The organism is Tistrella mobilis KA081020-065 (assembly GCF_000264455.2).
Classification (GTDB): domain Bacteria; phylum Pseudomonadota; class Alphaproteobacteria; order Tistrellales; family Tistrellaceae; genus Tistrella; species Tistrella mobilis.
Genome location: NC_017956.1, coordinates 2928762 through 2952592 on the forward strand (window position 1 = coordinate 2928762; position 23831 = coordinate 2952592).

The 23831-nt window shown below is 69.2% G+C and carries 18 protein-coding genes and 1 pseudogene; 13 read left to right on the top strand and 6 right to left on the bottom strand.

Features of this window, described 5'->3' with window-relative positions; translation table 11 throughout:
• The first annotated feature begins 5 nt into the window (after window positions 1-5).
• The 10 genes from TMO_RS13375 to TMO_RS13415 all read left to right on the top strand — a co-directional run bounded on the left by TMO_RS13375 (window position 6) and on the right by TMO_RS13415 (window position 12259).
• Window positions 6-2411 carry a molybdopterin-dependent oxidoreductase gene (locus tag TMO_RS13375; RefSeq protein WP_014746167.1) on the top strand — a complete coding sequence of 802 codons (2406 nt, stop codon included), beginning with the start codon at window positions 6-8 and terminating at the stop codon, window positions 2409-2411.
• Entirely contained in the window at window positions 2408-4276 is a 1869-nt protein-coding gene (locus TMO_RS13380) for an ABCB family ABC transporter ATP-binding protein/permease (RefSeq protein WP_228382225.1), read from the top strand. Before TMO_RS13375 ends, TMO_RS13380 begins: the two co-directional genes overlap by 4 nt.
• Window positions 4273-4860, top strand: coding sequence for a hypothetical protein (locus TMO_RS13385; RefSeq protein ID WP_014746169.1), 588 nt, complete (start codon window positions 4273-4275; stop codon window positions 4858-4860). The genes TMO_RS13380 and TMO_RS13385 overlap by 4 nt, the downstream gene beginning before the upstream one ends.
• A gap of 186 nt (window positions 4861-5046) precedes the next feature.
• Entirely contained in the window at window positions 5047-5223 is a 177-nt protein-coding gene (locus TMO_RS31695; RefSeq protein WP_014746170.1) for an RSP_7527 family protein, read from the top strand.
• A gap of 197 nt (window positions 5224-5420) precedes the next feature.
• Window positions 5421-6365, top strand: a complete 945-nt coding sequence (locus tag TMO_RS13390; RefSeq protein ID WP_014746171.1) for a DMT family transporter — start codon at window positions 5421-5423, stop codon at window positions 6363-6365.
• A gap of 112 nt (window positions 6366-6477) precedes the next feature.
• Complete coding sequence (locus tag TMO_RS13395) at window positions 6478-7947, top strand: cryptochrome/photolyase family protein (protein WP_014746172.1); 1470 nt, start codon at window positions 6478-6480, stop codon at window positions 7945-7947.
• 5 nt (window positions 7948-7952) lie between these two features.
• Window positions 7953-9359: an NAD(P)/FAD-dependent oxidoreductase gene (locus TMO_RS13400; protein WP_014746173.1), complete on the top strand. Its 1407-nt coding sequence runs from the start codon at window positions 7953-7955 to the stop codon at window positions 9357-9359.
• Window positions 9360-9454: 95 nt separating this feature from the next.
• Window positions 9455-10222 (top strand): DUF1365 domain-containing protein, encoded by a 768-nt coding sequence (locus tag TMO_RS13405; RefSeq protein WP_014746174.1) that lies wholly within the window; start codon window positions 9455-9457, stop codon window positions 10220-10222.
• Entirely contained in the window at window positions 10219-11469 is a 1251-nt protein-coding gene (locus TMO_RS13410) for an SAM-dependent methyltransferase (protein WP_014746175.1), read from the top strand. The genes TMO_RS13405 and TMO_RS13410 overlap by 4 nt, the downstream gene beginning before the upstream one ends.
• Window positions 11459-12259, top strand: a complete 801-nt coding sequence (locus TMO_RS13415; protein ID WP_014746176.1) for an SDR family NAD(P)-dependent oxidoreductase — start codon at window positions 11459-11461, stop codon at window positions 12257-12259. Before TMO_RS13410 ends, TMO_RS13415 begins: the two co-directional genes overlap by 11 nt.
• A gap of 19 nt (window positions 12260-12278) precedes the next feature.
• Here the strand turns inward: TMO_RS13415 and TMO_RS13420 are convergent, their stop codons facing one another.
• The 6 genes from TMO_RS13420 to TMO_RS13445 form a co-directional block, all read right to left on the bottom strand.
• Window positions 12279-12719 carry a nuclear transport factor 2 family protein gene (locus TMO_RS13420; protein WP_014746177.1) on the bottom strand — a complete coding sequence of 147 codons (441 nt, stop codon included), beginning with the start codon at window positions 12717-12719 and terminating at the stop codon, window positions 12279-12281.
• Window positions 12716-14332: a cryptochrome/photolyase family protein gene (locus TMO_RS13425; RefSeq protein WP_014746178.1), complete on the bottom strand. Its 1617-nt coding sequence runs from the start codon at window positions 14330-14332 to the stop codon at window positions 12716-12718. Before TMO_RS13425 ends, TMO_RS13420 begins: the two co-directional genes overlap by 4 nt.
• A gap of 6 nt (window positions 14333-14338) precedes the next feature.
• Entirely contained in the window at window positions 14339-14560 is a 222-nt protein-coding gene (locus TMO_RS13430; protein ID WP_014746179.1) for an SDR family oxidoreductase, read from the bottom strand.
• A gap of 170 nt (window positions 14561-14730) precedes the next feature.
• On the bottom strand, window positions 14731-16290 hold the full coding sequence (locus TMO_RS13435) for an efflux transporter outer membrane subunit (protein WP_081598914.1): 1560 nt from the start codon (window positions 16288-16290) through the stop codon (window positions 14731-14733).
• Complete coding sequence (locus TMO_RS13440; protein WP_014746181.1) at window positions 16277-19429, bottom strand: efflux RND transporter permease subunit; 3153 nt, start codon at window positions 19427-19429, stop codon at window positions 16277-16279. Before TMO_RS13440 ends, TMO_RS13435 begins: the two co-directional genes overlap by 14 nt.
• Entirely contained in the window at window positions 19426-20622 is a 1197-nt protein-coding gene (locus TMO_RS13445; RefSeq protein WP_014746182.1) for an efflux RND transporter periplasmic adaptor subunit, read from the bottom strand. The genes TMO_RS13440 and TMO_RS13445 overlap by 4 nt, the downstream gene beginning before the upstream one ends.
• Window positions 20623-20919: 297 nt before the next feature.
• Here TMO_RS13445 and TMO_RS13450 point away from each other — a divergent pair, with 297 nt between their 5' ends.
• The 3 genes and pseudogenes from TMO_RS13450 to TMO_RS13460 all read left to right on the top strand — a co-directional run bounded on the left by TMO_RS13450 (window position 20920) and on the right by TMO_RS13460 (window position 23805).
• Window positions 20920-21615: a TetR family transcriptional regulator gene (locus TMO_RS13450; RefSeq protein WP_014746183.1), complete on the top strand. Its 696-nt coding sequence runs from the start codon at window positions 20920-20922 to the stop codon at window positions 21613-21615.
• 105 nt (window positions 21616-21720) lie between these two features.
• Window positions 21721-22288: pseudogene (locus TMO_RS13455) on the top strand (transposase); the annotation flags it as partial.
• A gap of 83 nt (window positions 22289-22371) precedes the next feature.
• Window positions 22372-23805, top strand: coding sequence for a toll/interleukin-1 receptor domain-containing protein (locus TMO_RS13460; protein WP_041604964.1), 1434 nt, complete (start codon window positions 22372-22374; stop codon window positions 23803-23805).
• Window positions 23806-23831 lie beyond the last annotated feature (26 nt).

The window sequence follows — 23831 nt, forward strand, 5'->3', positions numbered from 1 at the left end:
AGGGGATGAGTGATCGTTCCATCGAACCGGGCGCCACCGGTACCCATCCGACCCGCTGGCTGATGACCCATTACGGGCCCTATCAGGCCGGCCTGGACGCGGCCGGCCGGCCGCAGCTTGCGCCCGATCCCGCGGATCCGGCGCCGACGCCGCTTGGCCTGGCGCTGGCGGAGGTGGATCACCGGCTGCGCATCCGCCGCCCCGCCGCCCGCAGCACCTGGCTTGCGGCGGTGGAAGCGGGCCGCGATCCGGAAGGGACCGGGCGCGGCGAGGCCCCCTTCGTGGAACTGCCCTGGGACGAGGCGCTGGATCTGGCGGCCGCCGAACTGGCCCGCATCCATCGCGACCACGGCCCCACCGCCATCTATGGCGGCAGCTATGGCTGGGGCTCCGCCGGCTGGTTCCACCGTGCCCGCGCCCAGCTGCACCGGCTGCTGGCCGCCGCCGGCGGCTTCACCATGGGGGTCGGCACCTATTCCCACGGCGCGGCCGAGCGGATGATCCCGCATGTTCTGGGGCTGGATTTCGCCGCCGCCGGCGCCGCCGCCCCCGATTGGGACGAGATCGCGGCCACGACCGACATCCTGTTGAGCTTCGGCGGCATCCCGCTGCGCAACACCCAGCTCGACTGGGGCGGCATCCCCGGCCACCGGGTGGGTGCCGCGCTGGAACGCGCGCTCGATCGCGGCCTCGACATGGTCACCGTGGCGCCGATGGCCGATGATGCGGCCGCGGCCGGCCGGGCCCGATGGCTCCGCATCCGCCCCGGCACCGATGTCGCGCTGATCCTGGCTCTGCTGCATGTGCTGGTCAGCGAAGGGCTGATCGACCGGCCGGCGCTGGACCGGCTCACCCATGGCTGGCCGGTGCTGGAAGCCCATATCCTGGGCCGCGACGGCACGCCGCCCAAAACCCCGGCCTGGGCGGCCGGCATCACCGGCATCGCGGATGCCGCCATCACCGCCCTCGCCCGAAGGCTCGCCGGCCGCCGGGCGGTGATCGCCATGGCCTGGGGCGTGCAGCGCCACCAGAATGGCGAGATGGCGGTTTGGGCCGCCCATGCCCTGGCGGCGGCGCTGGGCCAGATCGGCCTGCCCGGCGGCGGGGTCGGCATCGGCTATGGCGCCGGCGGCGGCTTCGGCCTGCCCCAGACCGGGCGCCGCCCGGGGCTGATCGGGGCCTTGCCCAACCCCAACGGCATGGAGGTGCCGGTCTCGCGCTTCGCCGACATCCTGCTCGCCCCCGGCGCCACCATCGATCACGACGGCCGCCGGATCACCGCCCCCGATATCCGGCTGGTCTGGTGGGCGGGCGGCAACCCCTTCCACCATCATCAGGATCTGAACCGGCTGATCCGCGCCTGGGCGGTGCCGCGCACGATCATCGTGCAGGATATGGTCTGGACCCAGGCCGCCCGCCGCGCCGATCTGGTCCTGCCCGCCACCGGGCCGCTGGAACGCGCCGATATCGCGGGCGGTCTGCAGGGCCCCACGATCATCGCCGCCGATGCGCTGGTGCCGCCGGTGGCGGAGGCCCGCGACGATCACGCCATCCTGGCGGCCATCGCCGACCGGCTGGGCTGCCGCTCAGCCTTCGATGACGGGCTCGACGCCGAAGCCTGGCTCGCCCGGCTCTGGGACCGCGCCCGCAGCGGCACCGACGATCTTCCCGATCTGGCCGGGCTGCGCGCCGCAGGCCGCATCGACCCGCCCCCCCTGCCCGATGCCGTCCGCACCCGCGCCGGGAGGCTTGCCCGCTTCCGCGCCGATCCCGCGGCCGACCCGCTGCCGACGCCTTCGGGGCGCATCGAACTGGCATCGGACAGGATCGCGGCGATGGGGCTTCCGGGCCATCCCTGCTGGCAGCCGCCGGCGGAATGGGCGGGCAGCGACCTCACCGCCCGTTTCCCCCTGCATCTGCTATCGCCCCAGCCGGCGACGCGGCTGCACGGCCAGCTGGACCATGCCGCCCCCTCGCTTGCGGCCAAGCATGACGGGCGCGAGCGGGTGATGCTGCATCCGGAAGATGCCGCCGCCCGCGGTATTGCCGACGGCGACTGCGTGATGATCTGGAATGATCGCGGTGCCTGCCTTGCCGCGGCCCGCCTCTCCACCGACATCATGCCCGGCGTGGCGGCCCTGCCGACCGGCGCCTGGTATGATCCCTCTCCCACCCTGAAGGATGCCGCCGGCCGGCCGGTCTGCCGCCACGGCAATCCCAACCTGCTCACCCGCGATGCCGGCTCTTCGCCGATCGCCCAGGCGCCGGCCGCCCAGACCTGTCTGGTCGACATCCGGCGCGTCGATCCGGCCACCGCCGCCGCGGAACGCCCCAGCCCCTATGAAGGCCCGATGTTCGCAGATCGAGACACCGTAACCACCGCCAGCCCCGACACCGGACCCGCCGCATGAGCCGTGGCATGCGCCGCGGCGGGGGCCTGCCCGCCGATCTGCCGCCGGCACCGGTGGAACGCCCGCAATTCGCCGCCGCCCGCGATCTTCTGCCCTATCTCTGGCCCCGCGGCCGCCGGGACATGAAGATGCGGGTGGTGTTCGCCCTGCTGGCGCTGGTCGGCGCCAAGGCGGCGATGCTGACCGTGCCGCTGTTCTACAAACAGGCGGTGGATGCGCTGGGCACGGGGGCCGGCACGGCCGCGACCGCGGTCACCGTACCGGTGATGCTGATCCTGGCCTATGGCGTGGCGCGTCTGGCCGGCCAGGCGCTGGGCGACGTCCGCGACGCGGTCTTCGCCCGCGTCGCCCAGAACGCCACCCGCGCCGCCGGTCTCGACGTCTTCCGCCACCTGCATCGGCTGAGCCTGCGCTTCCATCTGGAGCGGCGCACCGGGGCGCTGGCGCGCGCCATCGAGCGCGGCGTCCAGGGCATCCAGTTCCTGCTGTCGACGGTGCTGTTCAGCATCGTGCCGACGCTGATCGAACTCTGCCTGGTCGCGGTGGTGCTCTGGCGGCTCTATGACTGGCGCTTCGCGGCGGTGACGCTCGCCACCGTCGGCATCTATGTCGCCTTCACCATCCGGGTCTCGGAGCTGCGCGTCGTTCATCGCCGGGTGATGAACGAACGCGACCAGGAAGCCGGCGGCCGGGCGATGGACAGCCTGCTCAACTACGAGACGGTGAAGTATTTCGGCGCCGAAACCCGCGAGGCAGAGCGCTATGACCGTGCGCTCGCCGCCTATGAAACCGCCGCCGTCCGCGCCCAGCTCTCACTCTCGGGTCTCAATGTCGGCCAGGGGCTGATCATCGCCTCGGGGCTGGTCGCAATCATGCTGCTGGCGGCCAGCGGCATCGCCGACGGCAGCATGACCATCGGCGATTTCGTCGCGGTCAACGCCTATCTGATCCAGCTTTATGTGCCGCTCAACGTGCTGGGCTTCGTCTACCGGCAGCTGCGCCAGTCGCTGACCGATATGGAGACCATGTTCTCGCTGGCGGCGGTCGCGCCAGAGGTCGCCGATCGCCCGGACGCCCCACCGCTTCGGGTCACCGGCGGCGAGATCCGGTTCGAAGACGTCGTCTTCGGCTACGATCCGCGCCGGCCGATCCTGAAGGGGTTGAGCTTCACCGCCCGCGCCGGCAGCACGGTCGCCATCGTCGGCCCCTCGGGCGCCGGCAAATCCACGGTCTCGCGGCTGATGTTCCGTTTCTTCGACCCCGGCTCCGGCAGGATCCTGATCGACGGCCAGGAGATCGGGGCCGTCGCCCAGGAAAGCCTGCGGGCCGCGATCGGCATGGTTCCGCAGGATCCCGTGCTGTTCAACGACACGCTCGGCTACAACGTCGCCTATGGCCGCCCCGATGCGACGCCCGACGAGATCCGCGCCGTGCTCGACCGCGCGGCGCTGGGGCCCCTGCTCGCCAGCCTGCCCGACGGGCTGGAAACCCGGGTGGGCGAACGCGGGCTGAAGCTTTCAGGCGGAGAGAAGCAGCGGGTGGCGATCGCCCGCGCTTTGCTCAAGGATCCGCCGATCCTGATCTTCGACGAGGCGACATCGGCCCTCGACACCCGCACCGAGGCCGCGATCCGCGACGGGCTGGCGCTGGCCGGGCGCGGCCGCACCATGCTGGTCATCGCCCACCGCCTGTCGACCATCGTCGATGCCGATCTGATCGTGGTGATGGAAGACGGACGGGCGGTCGAACAGGGCCGCCATGACGAGCTGGTCGCCGCGGGCGGGCTCTATGCCCGGCTCTGGGCGCAGCAGAGTGCCGAGCCCGAGGCAGCGCCGGCGGGCACGTCCGAAGAGGCGGCATCATGACCCGACGCGCCAGGACCACGTCGTTCCCCGAAATCGCCGTGGCCAAAAGCCCGATGCGCATCGCCACCCTGCTGGTGGTCGGGCTGGTCTGGATCGCCGCCTGTGCCTGGTTCGCGGTCCAGGGGCTCAGCGGCGCGATCGAGGATCCGGCGGCGCTGCTGGTGTTCTCGGCCCTGCTCGCCGGCATCGCCGGGATGCTGGTCTGGACGGTGATCGATCTCGTCCGCCGCCCGGGGCCGGTGATGGTGCTGGCGGCAGACGGGCTGATCGCGCCCTTCCTCGGCAGCGACCGGCCGATCCCCTGGGCGGATGTCCAGATGCGCCGCTCCGCGCTCGGCGCCTGGTTCATGGGCATCGTGCTCGCGGTCAGGATCGACCCCGCCGTCCATACCGGCCGCCCCGGCCCCGCCCGGCTGTTCGGCCCGGGGGGCCGGCGGCTCGACGACGGCAGGGTCGAGGTCGACATCGCCCTGCCCAACATCTTTGCCGGCGGCCGCGAGAAGGTCATCGCGATGATCATGCAGCGCCATGTGCCGGCGGCGCTGGCTGCGGCGGGCATCCCGCCCGGCGGCAGGAAGCGCTGAGACGTCCGGAAGCCGGGATACGTCCGGAAGCCGGGATACGTCCGGAAGTATGTGCTGCATTGCAAAAGGCGCATTGGGCAAACGCCGCCTGCAGGCCTACCTTTCAGTCATCGAACACGACCGCTCCGGCGCGGCGCCCGACAGTCACGGACGCCCCGGAGCCGACTGAAACCGGAGCCTTACCCCATGGCCGCCACCAAGATCGCCCAGGTCCCCTCTCAGGACGAAATCGACGCGCTGATCCGCGAAGCCCGCCAGATGCGCGCCCGCGCCTTCGCCCAGTCGATCGAAAACCTCTTCGCCCGTATCGGCCGCCTGTTCGGCGGTCACCAGGGCACCAATGGCGGCCTCGCCGCCCGCTGACCGGACATCTCTTCCGGCAGTTCCCACGCCCCCGCATATCCGTGCTGCAGCGCAGCATATCCCGGACGTCGTGCCGTCGGTTCGGGGACTTGCCACAGCCCGGTCTCGACCATGAGGCGCCGACCCGTTAAGGTCGGCGCCTCATGTCGTTCGGGCCCCGGATATCGGGTGCCGCAGTGTTTCGGGAAGGTCAGACAGTGGCATCGGATACCCCCCGCGCCGCAACCGACGCCACGATAGATACCGCGACCCGCCGCCGCGCCATGGCGGCACTGGTGCTGACCGTCACCTTCTGGTCGTTCAACTTCGTGGTCGGCCGGGCGGTGGCCGGGCAGATCCCGCCGCTGACGCTGTCTTTCCTGCGCTGGTTCTTCGCCTTCCTGCTGTTCAGCCTGATCGCCTGGCCGCATGTCCTGCGCGACCGGTCGGGGCTGATCCGGGCCTGGCCCAAGCTGCTGCTGATGGGGCTGACCTCGGTCGCCGGCTACAACACCTTCGTCTATCTGGCGCTGGAGCGGACCACCGCGATCAACGCCGTCATCCTGAACGCCACCATGCCGATCGCGATCGCGGTGATGGCGGCGCTGGCCGGCGTCGACCGGCTGGGCCGCAACCAGCTGGCCGGGATCATCGTCTCCTTCTGCGGCGTCGCCTATATCGTCGCCGGCGGCGACCCCATGGCGCTGCTGCATCTGAAGATCGGCGCGGGCGATCTGTGGATTCTGGGCGCCACGCTGTCCTGGGGCGTCTATTCGGTGGCGCTGCGCTTCAAGCCGGCCTGGCTGCACCCCTTTTCGCTGCTCTGGGCCAATATGCTGATCGGCATGCTGGCGCTCAGCCCGCTGGCGCTGACCGAAGTGCTCGACGGCCGCCTGCCGGTGGTCTCGGCGACCACGGTGGCGGCGGTCGCCTATGTCGCGATCTTCCCCTCGATCATCGCCTATATCCTGTGGAACGGGGCGGTGGCGAAGATCGGCCCCAATCGCGCCGGGCTGTTCATGCATCTGATGCCGATCCTGACACCGGTCTGGAGCATGCTGTTTCTGGGCGAAAGGCTGGGGCCCCATCATCTGGTCGGTGGTATCGCCATCCTGGCCGGGCTGGTGCTCACCACCAGGACATCCCGGGCCGCCCGCGGCTGAACCGGGCCTGCCGCGGAACTGGGTGATCCGCCACCGGAGCGGGTCCGTATAGTGACGTGAACCCTGCCGGAGATGCCGGCATGCCAGTCACGTCCCTGCCCGCCGAGGCCCGATGACCGACCGTCCCCTGATCGTCTGGTTCCGCCAGGATCTGCGCATCGCCGACAACCCGGCGCTTCACCGCGCATCCCGGAGCGGCAGCCGGCTGGTCTGCGTCTATGTCCATGAAGACGACGATCCCGCCCATGACGACGTGCCGGCGCCGCGGCCGCTCGGCGGTGCGGCGCGCTGGTGGCTGCATCGGTCGCTCCTGGCGCTCGATGCCGATCTGCGCGCGATCGGCGGCCGGCTGCTGCTGCTGAAGGGGCCGGCCGCGCGCGAGATCCCGGCGCTCGCCCGCCGGATCGGGGCCGGGGCCGTGCTGATCAACCGGGTCTATGATCCCGAAGGCGCCGCTCGCGACCGGGCGATCGGAGAGCGGCTGAAGGCCGATGGCATCCACATGGCCGGCCACAACGCCCTGCTGCTCCACGAGCCCTGGACGATCGAGACGAAGACCGGCGGCCCCTATCAGGTCTTCACCCCCTTCTGGCGCGCCGCCCGCGACAAGGGTGAGATCCCGCCGCCGCTCGCGGCACCCGACCGGCTGGACCTGGTCGAAGACGCGCCCGAAGGCGTGCCGCTCGCAGCTCTCGACCTGCTGCCGCGGATCGACTGGGCGGGCGGCATCGCCGCCAGCTGGACGCCCGGATCCGCCGGCGCCCGCGACCGTCTGGCCGGCTTCCTGAACCGCGCCCTCACCGGCTACAAGCCCGATCGCGACCGGCCGGCGGGGGAGACCACCTCGCGGCTGTCGCCGCATCTGCGCTTCGGCGAGATCGGCCCGCGCACGGTCTGGCATGCCGTCCACCATGCGATCGAGGCCCAGGGTCTTACGGGGCCGGCACGGGCCTCGGCCGACACCTTCCTCACCGAGCTGGGCTGGCGCGAATTCAGCTATCACCTGCTGCATCATTTCCCGCATCTGCCGGCACGCGACCTTAAAGAGACGCTGACCGGCTTTCCCTGGCGAGAAGATGCCGCGGCACTCGATGCCTGGCAGCGCGGCCGGACCGGTTATCCGATCGTCGATGCCGGCATGCGCCAGCTCTGGCACACCGGCTGGATGCACAACCGGGTGCGGATGGTGGTCGCGTCCTTCCTGGTCAAGCATCTGATGATCTGGTGGAAGCCGGGCGAGGCCTGGTTCTGGGACACGCTGGTCGATGCCGATCCGGCCAGCAACACCGCCAGCTGGCAATGGTCGGCCGGCACCGGTGCCGATGCCGCCCCCTATTTCCGGATCTTCAACCCGGTGCTGCAGGGCGAGCGGTTCGACGGCGACGGCGCCTATGTCCGCCGCTGGGTGCCCGAGCTTGCAAAACTCCCCGACCGCTATCTGCACAAACCCTGGACGGCCCCCGCCTCCGTCCTCGCCACCGCCGGCATCAGGCCCGGCCAGACCTATCCCGCCCCGATCGTCGATCACGATCAGGCCCGCGAGCGTGCGCTTGCGGGGTATGCGCAGACCCGCAAGGAGTGAGCCGGATGTACGGTCTGAACGAGATCGAGCAGGCGGGCGGGACCGCCGAACGCCTGCGGCCGGTGGCGGTGATCGGCGCCGGCGGGGCCGGGCTCGCCGCCGCCTGGGCGCTGGCCCGTTCCGGCCGGCCGGTGACGCTGATGGAGCGCGCGCCCCGTGCTGGCGGCCACATCAACACCATCGATGCCGGCCCCGCGCTGGGCAGCCCGCATCCGGTGCCGGTCGATACCGGCTTCATCGTCTATAACGAGCGCAACTACCCCAACCTGGTCCGGCTGTTCGGGGCGCTCGACACCGAAACCGCCGCCAGCGACATGTCGTTTTCGGTCAGCCTGGCGGGGGGCGCCTATGAATATCGCGGCAGTGCCGGCGGGCTGTTCGCCGCCCGCCGCAACCTGATCGACATGAGCCATTGGCGGATGCTGCGCGACATGCACCGCTTCAACCGCCAGGCCCCGGCGCTCGCCGTCGACGGCACCGAAAGCCTGGGGCGGTTCCTCGGCCGCAACGGCTTCTCGACCGATTTCGCCCGCCGCTATCTGCTGCCGATGGGGGCGGCGATCTGGTCGGCGCCGATCGCGACCCTGCTGGAGTTCCCCGCGGAAAGCTTCGTGCGCTTCTTCCGCAACCATGCCCTGCTCGACTATCGCGGCCGGCCGGTCTGGCGCACGGTGGCCGGCGGCACGCGCAGCTATGCCGATCGGGTCCTGGCCCATCCGCTGATCACGCTCGAAACCTCGGCGGGGGTGGAGGCGGTGATCCGCAGCCCGGCCGGGCCGATGGTGAAATGCCGCGGCCGCATGGCCGAGACCTATTCGGCCGTCATCCTCGCCACCCACGCCGACGAGGCACTGGCCCTGATCGACCGTCCGGATGCCGCAGAACGCCGGGTTCTGATGGCCTTCGGCTATCAGCCCAACCGGGCGGTGCTGCATCGCGACGCGCGGCTGATGCCGCGCCGCCGCCGGGCCTGGGCCTCCTGGAACTATCTGGGCCATACCGATGGCAGCGGTACTGAGCAGCTGGCGGTCAGCTACTGGATGAACCGCCTGCAGCCGCTCGCGACCGAAACCGACCTCTTCGTCACCCTGAACCCGCCGGTGGAGCCGCGGGACGTCATCGCCGACATCACCTATGCCCATCCGGTCTTCGATGGCCCCGCCATCGCGGCCCAGCCGGCCCTGGCCGACATCCAGGGCACCGGCGGTGTCTGGTTCGCCGGGGCACATTTCGGCTTCGGCTTCCACGAGGATGCCTGTGCGAGCGGCCTTGCCGCGGCGGTCATGGCCGGCGCCGACCTGCCCTGGCCGGAGCTGCTGGGCGAGGCGACCCTGCGTCGCCTGCCGGCCCTGACCGCCCTGCCCGCGCGGATCGAGGCCCGCAGCCGCAGCTGGGCCCTGGCTGCGGAATAGGCGGCACTCCCGGCGACGCCACGTCTGGAATTGTCCGCGCATTGCCCCCATCCTGAACCCGTGACGGTTCATTCGCTGCAGCCACCGGAGGCCGCATGAGGATCGAAGGCGGGCTCGGATCTGCGAAGGTGATGCACCGGCGGCTGCGGCCGCGGGAGAATGCCTTCGTCTATCCGGCCTTTTACGTCGCCCTGCCCCTGGACCGGATCGACCGGGCCGGCAACGCCCTGTTCGGGGTGGACCGTCTGCGCCCGCTCGCCTTGCTCACCCGCGATCACGGCCCCCGCGACGGCAGCCCCTGGCGGCCCTGGCTTCAGGACATTCTGGACCGTTTCGGCCTTGGCGATCTGGGCACCGGCAACGTGCTGCTGATGACCCATCCCCGGGTCTTCGGGCATGTGTTCAACCCGGTCAGCTTCTGGTTCGTGCGCGATGACGACGGCCGTTTACGGGCGGTGCTGGCAGAGGTGAACAACACCTTCGGCGACCGGCACAATTATCTCGTGGCCCATGACGACGGCCGGCCGATCCTGCCGGAAGACCGGATCACGGCCCGCAAGGTGTTCCACGTCTCGCCTTTCTGTGCCGTCGACGGTCACTACCTCTTCCGCTTCCGGGTGGAAGACGGGATGATCGCGGCAGCGATCGATTATCACGATGCGGCCGGTCCGCTGCTGCTGACCGCCGTCACCCTGAAGCGCCGCCCGCTCGACTTTGCCAATGCCGCCCGGCTGCTGGCGTCCATGCCGGTGATGACGCTCCAGGTGGTGGCGCGGATCCACTGGCAGGCGCTCAGGCTCTGGCTGCGCGGCACCAGGTTTCACCGCCGCCCGGCCCCACCGATGGAGGAGACGACCCGATGAGCACGGACAGTCTGTCCCCGGGAAGCGGTTTCGCAGGCCCGGCCGGCCTTGCCGGTCTGGATCTGCCGGGCTTCTTCAGCGGCATCCTGGGGCGCTGGGCCGTGGGCGAGCTGACGGTCATTCTGCCCGACGGGCACAAGGTCACAGCGCGGGGCGCCACGCCGGGCGAACATGCGGTGCTGCGCCTGACCGACTGGTCGGTGGTCCGCCGCTGCCTGAAGCGCGGCGCGGTCGGCTTTGCCGAGGCCTATATGGACGGCGCGGTCGATACCGACGATCTGGTCGCCCTGCTCACCCTGCTCGCCCGCAATGAAGACGTGATCGCCCGCGGCTTTTCGGGCGGGCGCACCGCGCGTCTGCTGGGCTGGATGGCCCATGCCCTGTTCCGCCGCAACAGCCGGCGCGGTTCGAAGCGCAACATCCACGCCCATTACGATCTGGGCAACAGCTTCTACGCCCTCTGGCTCGACGACAGCATGACCTATTCCTCGGGCATCTACGGGCCGGACGGAACCGGCGATCTGGCGGCGGCCCAGGCCGCCAAATACGACCGCCTGCTCGACCGGATCGCCCTGGCGGAAGCAGGGCTCGACAGCCCCGGCCGGGTGCTGGAGATCGGCTGCGGCTGGGGCGGCTTTGCCGAACGCGCCGCCGCCCGCGGCCATCACGTCCACGGCATCACCATCAGCCGCGCCCAGCTGGACCATGCCTGCGCCCGTGCCCGCGACGGCGGCTGGGCCGATCGGGCGCATCTGGAATTCCGCGACTATCGCGACCTTCAGGGCCGCTACGACCACATCGTCTCGATCGAGATGATCGAGGCGGTGGGCGAGCGCTGGTGGCCGACCTATTTCCGCACCCTCGCCGACCGCCTGGCGCCGGGCGGCCGGGCCCTGGTCCAGGCGATCACCATCGACGAGCGGCACTACCAGCGCTACCGGCGCGGGGCGGATTTCATCCAGCGCTATGTCTTCCCCGGCGGCATGCTGCCGACCCGCACGGTCATCCGCGCCCAGGCCGCCGCGGTCGGGCTGACCGTCACCGATGAATTCGCCTTCGGTCGCGACTATGCGCGCACGCTGGTCGCCTGGCTCGCCCGCTTCGATGCCGCCCGCGCCCGCGTGCTGGCGGCCGGCTTCGACACCCGGTTCATCCGGCTCTGGCGGTACTACCTCGCCTATTGCGCCGCCGGGTTCGAGACCGGCCGCATCGACGTGGTTCAGGTGGAGATGGCCCATGGCCGATGACCGACGACGCACCGCCCCCCTGCTCCGCCGGCTGGAAAGCTGGCAGGGCCGGCGGGTCTGGCTGATCGGCGCCAGCGACGGCATCGGCCGCGAACTGGCCCGCCTGCTCGCCGCCGACGGCGCAAGGCTCGCGGTCAGCGCCCGGCGCGTGGACGAGCTGGAGGCACTGGCCCGCGATCTCGGCCCCGAGGCCCTGGCGCTTCCCGTCGATGCCACCGATCAGGCCGCCCTCACCACCGCCGCCGCCCGTCTGGAGGCCGCCTGGGGCGCCGTCGACCATGTGATCTATACCGCCGGCGTCTACTGGCCGATGGGCATCGACACATTCGATGTCGAAAAGGCCGCGAAGATGATCGAGGTCAACCTGACCGGCGGTCTCAGGGTCACCGCTGCCGCCCTGCCCCTGCTCGAACGCGGCCACGCGCCCCAGCTGGCCCTCACCGCCAGCGCTTCGGCCTATCGCGGTCTGCCGCGGGCGATCGGCTATGGCGCCTCCAAGGCCGGGCTCTACAATCTGGCCGAAACCCTGGCGGTGGAGCTGGCGCCGCGCGGCATCGACGTGCGCGTTATCAACCCCGGTTTCGTGCGCACCCGGCTGACCGACATGAACGATTTCCGCATGCCGGCGATGATCGAGCCCGAGGCCGCCGCCCGGGCGATGCGCGACGGCCTGGCCTCACGCCATTTCCACATCCATTTCCCGAAGCGCTTCACCGGTCTGCTGGTCGCCGCCCGCCTCCTGCCCAGCCGCTGGTGGCTGGCGCTCTCCGCCCGCATGGTCAAGGGGTGATCGGCCAGCGCGACGCCGCTCAGACCGGCGCCGCCAGCCGGCGCCGGATCATCCGCAGCACCGCCCCCAGCACCGGCACCCGCTCGTAAAGCTGTGCCGCCGGGTCCCAATGGTCGATATGGGCCAGCACCCGGCCGTCTTCCGCCAGCGTCACCTCGCTCATGCCCTCCAGCGTGAAGGGTTGCGTTCGGCCCTTGCGCCGGGCGGTGAACCGCCAGCGGATGAGGCCCGTGGCGCCGTCTGAGGCGCGGGCCGTTACCCGGAAGCGCGGCACCTCCAGCGTCTCGAACATATGGGCCAGCAGCGCCTTCACCCGATCGCGCCCGGTCACGTCGTTGAACGGGTCGGCAAAGCGCAGCTCCGCCACCGCCAGATCGCCGATCCGGTCCAGGCTTTCCGGCGACAGGCTCTCGAAAAAGCTGCACCAGGCGTCCAGCCCGGCATTCATCCGGTCGGTCATGCGAAAAGATCCCCTGTGGCATCCGTCGGGGCGTCCGTCGGTCGGCCGAAGCCCCGGTCGCTGCCGTGCCGGTCCAGATGGGCCAGGAAATCCGCAGCCTGGCGTTCCAGCGCCGCCACCCGCGCCGGGGCCATCCGGTCCAGCGAGCGATAGGCCAGCGCCAGCCGCGGATTGCCGTCCAGCCGCCGGCGGTTGCGGATCAGGAAATCCCAGTAGAGCGCATTGAACGGGCAGGCGCCATCGCCGGTCGGCCGCTTGGGGTCATAGCGGCAGCCGCGGCAATGATCCGACATGCGCGAGATATAGCCGGCCCCCGCCGCATAGGGCTTGCTCGCCATCCGCCCGCCATCGGCATGCAGCGCCATGCCCTGGACATTGGGCAGCTCCACCCACTCCACCGCATCGGCATAGACCGCCAGGTACCAGGCGGCGACCTCCTCCGGCCGGGTGCCGGTCAGCAGCGCGAAATTGCCCGTCACCATCAGCCGCTGGATGTGATGGGCATAGCCGGTGCGGAGCGTCTGGCCCAGGGCCGCCGCCATGCAGGCCATGTCGGTCTCGCCCGACCAGTACATCCAGGGCAGCGGCCGGGTTGCGTCGAGCGCATTGGTCGCGGCATAGCCCGGCATCTCCAGCCAGTAGATCCCGCGGACATATTCCCGCCAGCCCAGGATCTGGCGGATGAAGCCCTCGACCGCGGCGAGCGGCGCACGCCCCTCCGCCCATGCCGCCTCGGCCCGCCGGCAGACCTCCAGCGGTTCCAGCAGGCCCAGATTGAGCGCGGGCGAGATCCGGGCATGGAACAGCACCTCCTCACCCGCGGCCATCGCATCCTGATAGTCGCCGAACCGCTCCAGCCGCCGGGTGATGAAATCCTCCAGCGCCGCCAGCGCCTGGGCCCTGGTCACCGGCCAGTCGAAACCGGCGGTGTCGCCGACATGGGCCCCGAACCGCGCATCGACCAGCCGGATCACCGCACGGGTGACCTCATCGGGCGGAAAGCCCGCCGGTACGGGCGGACGCCCGCCCGCCGCCTTCGCATCGAAGGGCTTGCGGTTCTCGGCATCGAAATTCCATCGCGCTCCCGCCGGGCTGTCGCCGTCATCGGCCATCAGCAGCCCGGTCCGGCGGCGCATCATCCGGTAGAAATGCTCCATCCGCTGCTGGCGGCGCCCGCGCGCCCAGTCGCGGAAATCATTCCGGCTGCACAGGAAACGGGTGTCGGGGCGGATGTCCAGATCCACGCCCGCGGCTGCGGCCGCCCGGATCAGCGCCTGTTCCACCCGCCAGTCGCCGGCTTCGGTCATCACCACCCGCCGGGTGCCGTGCCGGGCGATGGCGCGGGTCAGCTCCCCCGCCAGGCTGCCGGTATTGCCGGCATCATCCAGCGCCACATAGTCGACCGTCAGCCCCCCGGCCACGAGATCATCGGCGAAATGGCGCATCGCCGACAGGAAGAGCGCGATCCGCACCCGGCTGGACGGCACATGGGTCGCCTCTTCGGCGACCTCGGCCATCAGAATCACATCCGCCTCGCCGGGCTGCGCGCCGTCGAGCGCAGTCAGCCCCCGGCTCAGCTGGTCGCCCAGCACCAGGCGCAGCGTCCGGGCCATGCGCGGTCAGCTTTTCACATGCAGGGCGCCGCGCCCGCCATCCACCGCGATCACCTGGCCGGTGATCCACCCGGCGCGGGCCGACAGCAGCAGGGCCATCATCACCGCCACATCTTCGGGCTCACCCAGCCGGCGCATGGGGTGCAGGCGGGCCAGAGCCGATCCCACACCGCCGGTGGCGCCATAGATCAGCACCGGGGCCTCATCCCCTTCCAGGATATCCGTCATCGAACCGCTCCAGCAGACCTCGTCTTCCGGACAGGCAAGCTAGATCTGGCGGCGCATCCGGAAAGGGTCGACGCATCCGGAAAGGGTCGCTGCGTCCGGAAACGGCCGACGGCCCGCAGCTTGCACTGCGGGCCGTCGGGGATACGTCTGCATAGGGCGGGTCCGTCGGATCAGTCTTTCAGCCCGCCATAGGGGTCGGCCAGCACCGGGCCGGGGTCTTCCGCCCCCTGGGGCAGGCCTTCCCAGCCGCCGCCCAGCGCCTTGTACAGGTTCACCGAGGCGACATAGAGGTTCTGGCGGGTGGTCACCCGCGACAGCTCGACGTCGAGCAGGGTGCGCTCGGCATCCAGCACGTCCAGATAGGCGGCATAGCCGGCGTCATAGCGCAGCCGCGCCAGTTCCACCGTCCTCTGCAGCTCGGCCACCTGGGCGTCCTGCGCCTCCAGCTGGCCCATGGCCGCCGTGCGCGATGCCAGCGCATCCAGAACGTCCTGGAAGGCGGTGCGCACCGTCTGGCGATAGCTGATCGCGGTCTGCTCATAGCGCGACTTCGCCGCCTCGACCTGGGCATCGGTGCGCCCGAAATCGAAGATCGGCCCGGTCAGCGCCAGGGCCAGGCCCCAGATGCCGGCGCCGTTCGACAGGAAGTCAGACAGCTGCGTGCTCTGTCGTCCGGCCGAAGCGGTCAGGCTGATCTGCGGGAAATAGCCCGCCCGCGCGACGCCGACATTGGCGGCCGCGGCCGCGATCTGCTGTTCGGCCACCGCCACGTCGGGGCGGCGCAGCAGCAGTTCCGACGGCAGGCCCAGCGGCGGCACCGGTGCATCCGGCAGAACGTCCAGCGCCACGCCGCGCTCGACATCCTTGCCGATCAGCTCGGCCGGGGTGCGCCCCAGCAGCACGCCCAGCGCATTGGCGGCCTGATCGCGCGAGCCTTCCAGCTCCGGGATCCGGGCGCGGGTCGATTCCCGCTCCGACCGCGCCTGGGCCAGGTCGAGCGCGTCGATCGTGCCGGCCTCGTACTGGGCCTGCTGCAGCTCCAGGGTCTGTTCGCGCGCCGACAGCGTGCGGCGGGCGATCTCCAGCTGCAGGTCCAGCGCCCGAAGCTGCAGATAGGCGTTGGCGGTGTCGGCCGCGACGGTCAGGCGCACCGCATCGCGATTGGCCACCGTCTGCAGCAGCTGGGCACGCTGGGCCCGGTCGGCATTGCTGAGCCGGCCCCAGAGGTCCAGCTCATAAGACAGCGCCGCCGAGGCCGAGAAGGTATTGGCCAGCTGGCCACCCGACGAGCCGAAGCTCGATGTCTGGTTGCGCTGGGCACTGCCACTGCCATCCAGCGACGGCAGCCGGTCGGCCGAGGTGCCCCGGGCCAGGGCCCGGGCCTCGTTCACCCGCTCCACCGCCAGCAGCAGGTCGTCATTGGCGACCAGCGCCTCTTCGACCAGACGGGTCAGGGCGGGATCGCCGAAATTGCGCCACCAGGTGCCGTCGACACGGGCGGCGGGCAGTTCCGCGGCGCGCGCCTCGGCAGCGGCCTGGCCGCGCTCGCCCCAGCTGGCGCCGGTCTGGATGGCCGGGGGATCCCCGGCCGGGGCCAGTGCACAGGCGGACATCAGGGCTGCGGCCAGTACCGCGACAAGGGGCCGGGCCGCGACAAGGGGCCGGGCCGCGCGGCGGGGCAGATCGCCCCGGATCACGGGTGCCGCGAGGCTCGGGTCAGCTACGGACATGGGCGCTCTCCGGAGTTTCGGTCGGGGCTGCTGCCTTGTGGCGGTCTTTCCGCGACAGCTTCGCCGCCAGTGTATAGAAGGCCGGCACGAAGAACATCGCGATGAAGGTGGCCGCCAGCATGCCGCCGATGACGCCGGTGCCGATCGAGTGACGGCTGGCAGAGCCGGCACCGGTGCTGATCGCCAGCGGCACGACGCCCAGGATGAAGGCGAGAGAGGTCATCACGATCGGCCGGAAGCGCAGGCGCGCCGCCTCGTCCGCCGCATCGATGATGCTCCGCCCCGCCCGGCGCTGCTGCATGGCGAACTCCACGATCAGAATGGCGTTCTTCGCCGACAGGCCGATCAGGGTAACCAGACCGATCTGGAAATACACGTCGTTCTCGATGCCGCGCAGCCAGATTGCGAGCAGCGCGCCCAGAACCGCGAAGGGCACGGCGGCCACCACCGCCAGCGGCATCGTCCAGCGTTCATACTGGGCGGCCAGGATCAGCACCACCATCACGATGCCGAAGCCGAAGGCGAGCATGCTCGACCCGGCGGCCGCCTTTTCCTGATAGGCCGAGCCGGTCCAGCTCAGCGTATAGCCCTCGGGCAGGCTTTCCGCCGCCACCTGCTCCATGATCGAGAGCGCCTGGCCCGAGCTGAAGCCCGGGGCGGGCTGGCCCATGATCTTGGCGCCGGTGAACAGGTTGAAGCGTTCCAGCATGTCGGGACCGACGATGCGCTTCGCCGTCACCAGCACGTCGAGCGGGATCATTTCGCCCGAATTGGAGCGCACGAAGACATAGCGCATATCGTCCGGCGTGCGGCGGAAATCGCCTTCCGACTGCAGGTTCACCTGGAAGGTGCGGCCGAACAGGGTGAAGTCGTTGACATAGACCGACCCGAAGGTCGCCTGCATGGTGGTGTAGACATCGGCGATGGGCACGCCCAGCGCCTTGGCCTTCTCGCGGTCGACGGCCACGTCGTACTGCGGCACCGAGGCCGAGAAGGTGGTCGACAGGCCGGTCAGTTCCGGCCGCTGCGACGCCGCCTGGATCAGGCCCTGCACGGCGGCCTGAAGGTCGGCGACGGTGCCACCGGTGCGGTCCTGGACATAGGCCTCGAAACCGCCGGTCATGCTGATGCCCTGAATGGGCGGCGGGTTGAAGGCCAGCGTGAACGAGTTGGGGTCGCTCATGCCGATGCCCATCATCGGGCCGGGCAGGTTGCGGGCATCCAGCGACGGATCGTTACGCTGGCTCCAGTCCTTCAGCGGCAGGAAATAGGCGGCGGCATTGGTCTTCTGGGCCGAGGACAGCAGGTCGAAGCCCGACAGCGTCACCACCTCGTTCACCGCCGGATGCTGCATGAACTTCTCGGTCAGGCCCAGCGCACTGTCCTCGGTCCGCGACAGCGACGCCGCCGGCGGCAGATAGGTCTGGGCGATGATATAGCCCTGGTCCTCGTTCGGCAGCAGAGAGCCCGGGATCCGCTGGAACAGCGTCCAGGACGCGAAGCCCACCGCCGCCAGCACCAGAATGGCCAGGAAGGCGCGCTTCACGATCACCGACACGCCATAGACATAGCCGCGGGTCAGGCGATCGAAATTGCGGTTGAACCAGCGGAAGAAGGCCCAGGGCTTGTGCTCGCCCTCTTTCAGCAGCAGGGCGCAGAGCGCCGGCGACAGGGTCAGCGCCACGATGCCCGAGATGAACACCGACATCGCGATGGTGATGGCGAACTGCTTGTACATCTGGCCGGTCAGGCCGCCCAGGAAGCCCACGGGCACGAACACCGCGCACAGCACCAGCACGATCGCGATGACCGCGCCCGACACTTCCTGCATCGCCTGGATGGCGGCTTCGCGCGGGTGCAGGCCCTTTTCGCGCATCACGCGTTCCACATTCTCCAGCACGACGATGGCGTCGTCGACCACGATACCGATGGCCAGCACCATGCCGAAAAGTGTGAGCAGATTGATCGAGAAGCCCAGCAGATACATGCCGGCGAAGGTGCCGATCAGCGACACCGGCACCGCGATGATCGGGATCAGCGTCGCGCGGAAGCTCTGCAGGAACAGGAACACCACCACGATCACCAGCGCGATCGCCTCGGCGAAGGTCTTGATAACCTCCTCGATCGACACCTGGACGAATTTGGTCGTGTCATAGGGCAGCGCGTAGGTGATGCCTTCGGGAAAACGCTCCGACAGCTCGCTCATCCGCGTGCTGATTGCCTGGGCGGTCGACAGCGCATTGGCGCCCGGCTGCAGATAGATGCCGATCGCGACCGAGGGCTGACCATTGTAATAGGACTGGAACGCGTAGTCCTTGGCGCCCAGCTCCACCCGCGCCACATCGCGCAGCCGGAGCACGGCACCGTTGGAATCCGAGCGCAGGATGATGTTGCCGAAGGCCTCGGCATCCGGCAGCCGGCCGGGGGTCTGGACGGTATAGGTGAAGGCCTGGCCGCCGGCATCCGGCTCCTGGCCGAACTTGCCGGCCGCGAAATTGTCGTTCTGCTCTTCGATGGCGCTGGCCACGTCCGACGGCGTCATGTCGTAGCGGGCCAGCTCATCCGGCTTCAGCCAGATGCGCATCGAATAGTCCTTGGCGCCGAACAGCGTGGCATCACCCACGCCCGGCACGCGCTTCAGCTCGTCGATCACGTTCAGCAGGGCGTAATTGCTGACATAGATCGGGTCGTAGCGGTCGACCGGGGCCTGCATGGTCACCACCTGCAGGATCGAAGACGACCGCTTTTCCACGCGCACGCCCTGCTGGCGCACCGTCTCGGGCAGCAGCGGCTCGGCCGCCTGCACGCGGTTGTTGATGTTGATGGTCGCCTGGTCGGGATCGGTGCCGATCTCGAAGGTGACGGTGATTTCCAGCGAGCCCGCAGCCGAGGCGTTGGAGGTCATGTAGAGCATGCCCTCGACGCCGTTGATCTCCTGCTCGATGGGGGACGCCACCGATTCCGCCAGCACCTCCGGGCTCGCACCCGGATAGCTCGCGCTCACCACCACCTGCGGCGGCACGATTTCGGGATACTGCTCGATCGGCAGGGCGCGCATGGCCATGAAACCGGCCAGCACGATCACGATCGAGATGACCGCCGCAAAGACCGGCCGGTCGATGAAGAAGCGCGAGATCATGCACCACCCTCCGGGCGTGCCGGGGCGGCATCACCGCCCTTGGCGACCTGCACCGGGGCACCCGGGCGGACCTTGATCGTGCCGCCGACGATGACGTCGTCACCCGAGGCCAGGCCCTGTTCGACCACCCAGTCCTTGCCGACGGTCGGGCCCAGCACCACCGGCCGCACGCCGGCCTTGCCGCCCTCTTCCACGACATAGACGAAGGTGCCGTTCGGGCCCTGCTGCACGGCTTCCTGCGGCACGGCGATGGCATTGGGCAGGGTGAGGCCCTGCAGCGACACCCGCACGAACTGGCCGGGCATCAGGGTCTCGTCGGGGTTCGCCACCTCGGCGCGCAGCCGGACGGTGCCGGTGGCCGGGTCGATGGTGCTGTCGGCAAAGTTCACCTCGCCGCGCACCACCTCGTCACGCCCCTCGACCTTGACCGCCACGTCGAGCTTCTGCTCGGTCGCAGGCGTCGAGGCCATCAGCCGCAGCTGGCGCTGACGCTCGCTGTCGGGGACCGAGAAGTTAATGTAGACCGGGTCGAGCCGGGTGATCGTGGTCAGCAGGCTGTCGGTCGAGCCGGTACCGACCAGGCTGCCTTCCGACACTTCCTCGATGCTGGTCACGCCGTCGATCGGCGCCCGCACCTCGGTATAGGCGAGGTTGATCTTGGCGGTGTCGAGCCGCGCCTCGGCCGAGGCCAGAGAGGCGCGGGCCAGATCGCGGGCCGACAGCAGCTGGTCGCGTTCCGACGCACTGATCGCGTTCTGCTGGAACAGCTTCGACCCGCGCGCCCAGTCGCGATCGGCCTTGGCCAGATTGGCGCGGGCCTCGGCGACCGAGGCCTCGGCTTCGGCGACCGCCGCCTTGTAGGTGTCGGGGTCGATGCGGAACAGCAGATCGCCCGCCTCGACGCGTGCGCCCTCGACATAGGTCCGCTCCAGCAGAATGCCCTGGACGCGGGCGCGAACCTCGACCGATTTCGACCCGGCCACACGGCCGGCATATTCATAGGACAATGGCAGATTGCGCGGCGTCGCCTCGACGACGCTCACCTGTGCCGGCGGCATCTGCCCGCCCTGCTGCTGCGCCGGCGCATTGGATTCCGCCGCATCACACGCTGCAAGGGCGAGGGCGGCGATCGTCGACAGAACGACAGCGGGGCCGGCGCGTCTGTCGCGCCGCCCGAAACGGTACCGGACCATGGATCTTCCTCAATTCCTGTCGAGACCCGCCGCCTGCCGCTCCCCCGGGGGGCGGGCTGCCGCCGCGGCCTGGGTCTTCCGCCCTCACAAAAGGGTGTGGCACGAAGGGGGTGGAGGCGAGTGCACTGCACAAGTAATATACGTGCATGAATGTATGTAAAGTGACGTCCATCACGGCATTCGCCGCCGGATCCGTTATTTTTGCGGAAACGTGCTATATGCGCCCCGGGCGCAAACCGCGCGGGGCGAGCCGGGGCGTCCCTGATCACCCCCTGCCTGAGGAAGCCGAGACCGATCGTGGCCAGACGCACCAAGGAAGATGCCGAAAAGACCCGCCAGCAGATCCTGGATGCTGCGGCGGCCGCCTTCGATGCCGAAGGTGTGGCCGCCTGCGCCCTGGAACATGTGGCGCGTCTGGCCGGCGTCACCCGCGGGGCGATCTACTGGCATTTCAAGAACAAGTCCGACCTGCTCGACGCCATGCTCGAACGGGTGCGCCTGCCCCAGGAACAGGTGATGGAGGATCTGGCCGCCGGCCGGATCACCGACCGGCGGCCGCTCGACCTCTTCCATGAAACGAGCCGCGACGCCCTCAGCATGATCGTAAACGACGAGCGCCGCCGCCTGGTCTTCCGGATCATCTTCACCCGCATCGATCAGGCGCATGAACAGTCGCCCCTGCATGAACGCCAGCAGGCCGACCGGGTGCATTTCATGACGCTGATACGCCAGATCATGGCCCGGGCCGCCGAGGCCGGCGACCTCGCCCCCGGCTGGACGCCCGAGACCGCCATGCGGGTCGCCCATGCCATGTTCCACGGCGCGGTGTCGGACATGCTGGTGCTCGACGAAGCCCGGCTCGCGGACGAACTCGCCCTCTACCTCGACGCCGCCGACACCCTGATGCACACCCTCGGCAGCCGCTACGACCCCCGCCTCAACGACGGCCAGGGCTGCCTGCTGCGGCCGGCGCTGCCGGTGGGTGAGGGGTGATCCCCAGCCGCTGAGGGGCGCTATGCCCGTCTGACACCGGGCATAGCCGGCGGGAATGACGTGACCCGGCAACTGCCGCTGCTACACCACGGGGCGGGACGGCTCCAGCTGACGCGCCGAGGTCTGGCTGGCGTGAAGCTGGTGGTGTCTGACGCACATGAAGGCATCAAAGCCGCGGTGACCAGCGTGTTTTCGGGCAACATGGCAGCGCTGCCGGGTCCACTTCATGCGCAATGCCCTCGCCCATGCCGGCAAGCAGGGCCGCCGGGTCGTTTCGGCTTTCATTACCACGGCCTTCGCCCGGAATGATGCCGGCGCTACCAGGGCACAGTGGCGTCAGGTCGCCGATCAGATCCGGCCCAAAGTTCCAAAACTGGCGGTATTGCTGGACGAGGTCGAAAAGGACGTGCTCGCCTGCATGACATTTCCGAAGAACCATTGGGCCAGGCTGCACAGCACCAATCCCATCGAGCGCCTGAACGACGAGATCAAGCGCCGGACCGAGGTCGTCGGCACCTTTCCCGGCGAGGCCGCCATCACAAAGCTCATCGGTGCCATTCTCCTGGAGCAGAATGATGAGTGGGCTATTTAGCGTAACCGATACATGACCCTTGAGACCATCGCTTCTCTCGGCGATGATCCACACATCATGCTTCCCGTCGTCGCAGCATGAGACAGCCGGCCAGACATGCCGGAAACTTCGACGCTATGGCGCGAGCTAAATCACGGGGTGGGGCACGATCGGGAGGCTGGTTCATGAGTTCGCAGTCGCCAAGCACACGGCTGAAAGCAGAGGAAGAGCCGCGCGAGGCTATCTTCATCAGTCACGCTGCACCGGAGGACAATGCGTTCACACTCTGGCTGGGCGCCAAGCTTGCCGCCATGGGCTACGAAGTCTGGGCCGACGTGCTCAAGCTCAGGGGTGGTGACGACTGGCAACGCAAGCTCGAAAACGCGCTGCGCCACCGCGCCTGCAAGATGCTGCTCGTCGCCAACCCCCGGGCGGTCGACAAGCAGGGCGTGCGCAACGAAATTCAGATTGCTTCAGATGTCGCGCACAAGCTCGGCGACGCTGCCTTCATAATCCCTCTGCGTATGGAGCCATTCGAGGCCCCCTTCCTGATCGCACATGCTCAATACATCGACTTCACCCGCGGCTGGGCGCACGGGCTTTCGGAGCTGTTAGAGACGCTGCAAGAAACCTATCGTGTCCCGCGCAATCCCGCGGGTGAGGAGAAGAACTGGCGCGAAATCCAACTCATTCACGGCAAGACGCTTGTCACCGAACCCGAGCGGCTGATCTCGAACTGGCTCTCGATCGATCAACTGCCGACAAAGATCCGCTACTACGAGTTCAAGGGGCAGGTGTCCGAGCGTCGAGCCCAGGAACGGATGAGGGAAGCGCCATGGCCATTAAAGCGGTTTCGCCTGGGCTTCCTCACTTTCGCGCCCATCCACGATCTGCAAGACCATTTCGGACCGAACCTTCCGATCAGGCCGAAAGAGGAGCGTCGCGTCGCGGACTTTCTGGAAAGCGGTTGGTCCGAGCTCGATATCGTACGGCTCGACGCCCGCAACCATTTCAGCGATCTCGCCCGCCAGGCGTTTGAAAAGCTGTTCGCTGAGCGCGGCCTTCGCCACTACGCGCTGTCAGGTACCCAGTCGGCATGGTGGCCTCCTGTCCATATCGCGCCGACGACGAAGATTGGCTTCCGCTGGGGGGATGTCGCCGGTCTGCGCCAGATCCAAGGCGTATCGCACAAGCGGCAGATGAACTGGCATTTCGCTGTGAGCGTCGCCGCGCGCTCGGCGCCTGTGCCCCATATTCGGATCGTCAGCCGCCTTGTCTTTACAGAAGATGGCGACAAGCCCTTCGACGATCTTGCGAAAATGCATAGGCTCAGGCGCTCCTTTGCCAAAACCTGGCGCAACGCCCGCTGGCGCGACATGCTCCTCGCCTTCCTGCATTGGCTTGCCGAAGGGCAGGACTCGCTCTCTGTGCCCGTCACTTCCGAAGAAGGCGTTGTTCTCGGATTGCCGCCGATGTCCTGGGAGGTGCCAGTCAGCCTGCCTGTCGAGGATGAGGCGCCTGAGCCTGATGATGACGATCCCAGCGACGACGACGAGCCGGACGAATCCGACAGTCCCAGCGCGGTCGGTGGCCCGGAGGAGGCAGGCGATGACGTCTAGACCGCAACCATTCACGCCTCGGATGC

Bases quoted from the DNA above. Each gene is read 5' to 3' on its own strand.
- TMO_RS13440 (WP_014746181.1), bottom strand. From the start codon at position 19,429: ATGATCTCGCGCTTCTTCATCGACCGGCCGGTCTTTGCGGCGGTCATC.
- TMO_RS13380 (WP_228382225.1), top strand. From the start codon at position 2,408: ATGAGCCGTGGCATGCGCCGCGGCGGGGGCCTGCCCGCCGATCTGCCG.
- TMO_RS13460 (WP_041604964.1), top strand. From the start codon at position 22,372: ATGAGTTCGCAGTCGCCAAGCACACGGCTGAAAGCAGAGGAAGAGCCG.
- TMO_RS13425 (WP_014746178.1), bottom strand. From the start codon at position 14,332: ATGGCCCGGACGCTGCGCCTGGTGCTGGGCGACCAGCTGAGCCGGGGG.
- TMO_RS13420 (WP_014746177.1), bottom strand. From the start codon at position 12,719: ATGACCGACCGGATGAATGCCGGGCTGGACGCCTGGTGCAGCTTTTTC.
- TMO_RS13445 (WP_014746182.1), bottom strand. From the start codon at position 20,622: ATGGTCCGGTACCGTTTCGGGCGGCGCGACAGACGCGCCGGCCCCGCT.
- TMO_RS31695 (WP_014746170.1), top strand. From the start codon at position 5,047: ATGGCCGCCACCAAGATCGCCCAGGTCCCCTCTCAGGACGAAATCGAC.
- TMO_RS13405 (WP_014746174.1), top strand. From the start codon at position 9,455: ATGAGGATCGAAGGCGGGCTCGGATCTGCGAAGGTGATGCACCGGCGG.
- TMO_RS13415 (WP_014746176.1), top strand. From the start codon at position 11,459: ATGGCCGATGACCGACGACGCACCGCCCCCCTGCTCCGCCGGCTGGAA.
- TMO_RS13395 (WP_014746172.1), top strand. From the start codon at position 6,478: ATGACCGACCGTCCCCTGATCGTCTGGTTCCGCCAGGATCTGCGCATC.
- TMO_RS13410 (WP_014746175.1), top strand. From the start codon at position 10,219: ATGAGCACGGACAGTCTGTCCCCGGGAAGCGGTTTCGCAGGCCCGGCC.
- TMO_RS13375 (WP_014746167.1), top strand. From the start codon at position 6: ATGAGTGATCGTTCCATCGAACCGGGCGCCACCGGTACCCATCCGACC.
- TMO_RS13400 (WP_014746173.1), top strand. From the start codon at position 7,953: ATGTACGGTCTGAACGAGATCGAGCAGGCGGGCGGGACCGCCGAACGC.
- TMO_RS13435 (WP_081598914.1), bottom strand. From the start codon at position 16,290: ATGTCCGTAGCTGACCCGAGCCTCGCGGCACCCGTGATCCGGGGCGAT.
- TMO_RS13385 (WP_014746169.1), top strand. From the start codon at position 4,273: ATGACCCGACGCGCCAGGACCACGTCGTTCCCCGAAATCGCCGTGGCC.
- TMO_RS13430 (WP_014746179.1), bottom strand. From the start codon at position 14,560: ATGACGGATATCCTGGAAGGGGATGAGGCCCCGGTGCTGATCTATGGC.